General features: G+C 67.3%; 3 protein-coding genes. All 3 read right to left on the bottom strand.

From position 1 onward, the window contains the following. Window positions 1–343 (bottom strand): ABC transporter permease (locus AC1DOC_RS27405; protein ID WP_478130891.1); only part of this gene is annotated, 343 nt, incomplete at its 3' end. A 325-nt stretch (window positions 344–668) separates the two neighbouring features. Beyond that, complete coding sequence (locus tag AC1DOC_RS27400; protein WP_478081353.1) at window positions 669–2,189, bottom strand: sugar ABC transporter ATP-binding protein; 1,521 nt, start codon at window positions 2,187–2,189, stop codon at window positions 669–671. 12 nt (window positions 2,190–2,201) lie between these two features. Continuing rightward, on the bottom strand, window positions 2,202–2,919 hold a 718-nt coding region (locus tag AC1DOC_RS27395; RefSeq protein WP_478130890.1), incomplete at its 5' end, for a substrate-binding domain-containing protein.

Here is a 2,919-nt window from a genome sequence, read left to right as displayed (position 1 = left end):
CGGCCAGCCCGAGCGGCACGGCGAGCATCGGCGGCAGCCCGAACTGCACCATCATCCCCGAGGCGAGCGTGCCGGAGAGCGCCACCACCGCGCCCACCGAAAGATCGATGCCGCCGGTGAGGATGGCGGCGGTCATGCCGACCGCGATGATGGCGTTGATCGACGACTGCAGCGCGATGTTCTGCAGGTTGCCCCAGGACAGGAAGTTGTCGGTCGCGGCGATCATGAAGACCGAGATGGCGACGAGGCCTACCAGTGGGAGGAAGGCGGTCGAGCGGCGCAGCTGGGTGAAGGGGCCGCCTGCCGGTGCGGGCGGCGTGGGATGGGTTGCGGTTGCGTTCATTTCAGGTGCTCCATGGCGCATTGCTGGAAGACAGGGGCGCTGTTGTTCTTGGCGCTGTTGTTCAGGGCGTGTGCACAGATCACCGGGTACTCCCCTCCGCGAATGTCCCCCGGCCTTCGGCCTCCTCCTTGATTTCGCTGCGGGGAGCACCCGATGCYCTGTGCACTTGGGCACGCTCGTTGTGYATCGCTGATCAACGACCGCTCCGCATAACGATCACGTCGATGGGGTGCCTTGCGCAGCGAAATCAAGGGGGAGGCCGCAGGCCGGAGGACATTCGCGGAGCAAGGTACCCCGTCGGCGGGAGCGCGCCCCGAAGCGGCAGTCATTGAAGGCCCCCGGACGAAGTAGCGTGCCGCATGATGTCGCCCGAATTGATCGCGTCACCTTCCAGCGTCGCCACAATGGCCCCGCCCGAGAACACCGCCACGCGGTCGCACATGCCCACGATCTCGGGCAGCTCGCTCGAGATCATGATGATGGCCTTGCCCTGCTGCGTGAGCTCGCGCATGAGGCCGTAGATCTCGGCCTTGGCGCCCACGTCGATGCCGCGCGTGGGCTCGTCGAAGATCAGCACCTCGCTCGCGTGGCCGAGCCAGCGCGCGATCACCACCTTCTGCTGGTTGCCGCCCGACAGCGTGGCCACGCGCGTCTCGATGCCCGGCGCCTTCACGCCCACGCGCTTCGAGAGCTCGGTGGCCGATTGCCTTTCCGACTTCTGGCTCACGAGCCCCGCGCGCCTGTGGCGGCCGAGGTTGTTCATCGAGATGTTGAAGCGGACCGTGAAGTCGGTGATCAGCCCCTCGACCTTGCGGCTCTCGGGCAACAGGCCAATGCCGTTCGCGAGCGCCTGCGTCGGATCGTTCAAGCGAACGGGCCGGCCGTTGCGCAGCACCGTCTTGCGGTGCGCGCGGTCGGCGCCCATCATGCCCAGCGCAAGCTCGGTGCGGCCCGAGCCCACCAGCCCCGCAAAGCCGAGGATCTCGCCCTCATGCAGCTCGAAGCTGTTCACCGGCCCGCCCTTGGCGAGCTGGATCTCGGGCACCTCGAGCACCTTGCGCCCGCGCGGCGCGGGCTGCGGCTTGGGCGGAAAGCTGTGCTCGATCCTGCGGCCAACCATCATCTCGACCAGCGCATCCACATCGGTCGCGCCCACCTCCGCATGCCCCGCGTTGGCGCCGTCGCGCAGCACGCTGATGCGGTCGCACACCTCGAAGATCTCGTCCAGGTGGTGCGAGATGAAGATCATCGCCACGCCCCTGGCACGCAGCTCGCGCATGATCCTGAACAGGTGGCCAGCCTCATTGGGCGTGAGCGTGGCGGTGGGCTCGTCGAGCACCAGCAGCTTCGCGTCGAGCGACAGTGCCTTGCCGATCTCCACGAACTGCTGCTGCGCCACCGAGAGCCGGCAGATCGGCACGCCAAGGTCGATCTGCACGCCCAGCTCGTCGAAGAGCTGCTGCGCCGAACGCTTCATCGCGGCCCTGTCCATCAGCCCGAAGCGGTTCGTCAGGTAGCGGCCCAGGAAGATGTTCTCCACCGCGTTCAGATACGGCACGAGGCTGAACTCCTGGAAGATGATGCCGATGCCCGCCGCGATCGCGTCGCCATAGCCCGCGAAGCTGCGCTCGCTGCCCTCGATGAAGATGCGCCCCTCGTCGGCCTGGTAGATGCCGCCGAGGATCTTCATCAGCGTCGACTTGCCCGCGCCGTTCTCGCCGAGCAGCGCATGCACCTCGCCCTTGCGGATCGAGAGGTCGATGCCCGAGAGCGCCTTCACGCCCGGAAAGCGCTTGGACACGCCTTCCAGCCGGAGCATCTCTTCTGGTGCAGAGGAGGAGGTCATGGCCGGCGCCGGTTACCAGCTGAAGGTCTTCGCGCCCTCGGCGTCGATCAGCTTCACGTCCACCGGCACCGCGGCCGGCACGTTGGCGCCCCACTTCTTCGCCAGCGCGATGCCGATCGCCAGGCGGATCTGGTCGCGCGGGTACTGGGCGGTGGTGGCGATGAACTTCGAGCCCGGCTTCTGCATCGCCTTGATGGCTTCGGGCGCGCCGTCCACGCTCGCGAGCTTCACGTCCTTGCCGCTGGCCTCGATGGCCGCGAGCGCGCCCATCGAGCCGCCGTCGTTCACGCTGAAGATGCCCTTCAGGTCCTTGTTGGCCTGCAGGATGTTCTCGGTGACCGTGAGCGCGGTGGCGCGCTCCTGCTTGCCGTTCTGCGTGCTCACCACCTTGATGCCGGGGTACTTGGCCAGCGCCTCGCGGCAGCCCTTCACGCGCTCCAGGATCGGCACCACCGGAATGCCGTCGAGGATGGCCACGTCGCCTTTCTCGCCGATGCTCTTGGCAAGGTATTCGCAGGCGAGGCGGCCCGCGTCGGTGTTCTTCGAGCCCACGAAGGAGTCGACCGGGCCCTGCGCGTTGGCATCCACCGCCACCACGATCAGTCCCGCCTTCTTGGCCGAGCGCACGGCCGACTGCACGCCGGTGGAGTCGGTCGGGTTCAGCAGCAGGATGTCGATCTTCTTCTGGATCATGTCCTCCACGTCGCCGATCTGCTTGGCCACGTCGTGC

The sequence above is a fragment of the Variovorax sp. 01T439_2 genome (assembly GCF_056398445.1).
This window is presented reverse-complemented; position numbering and strand designations above follow the sequence as displayed.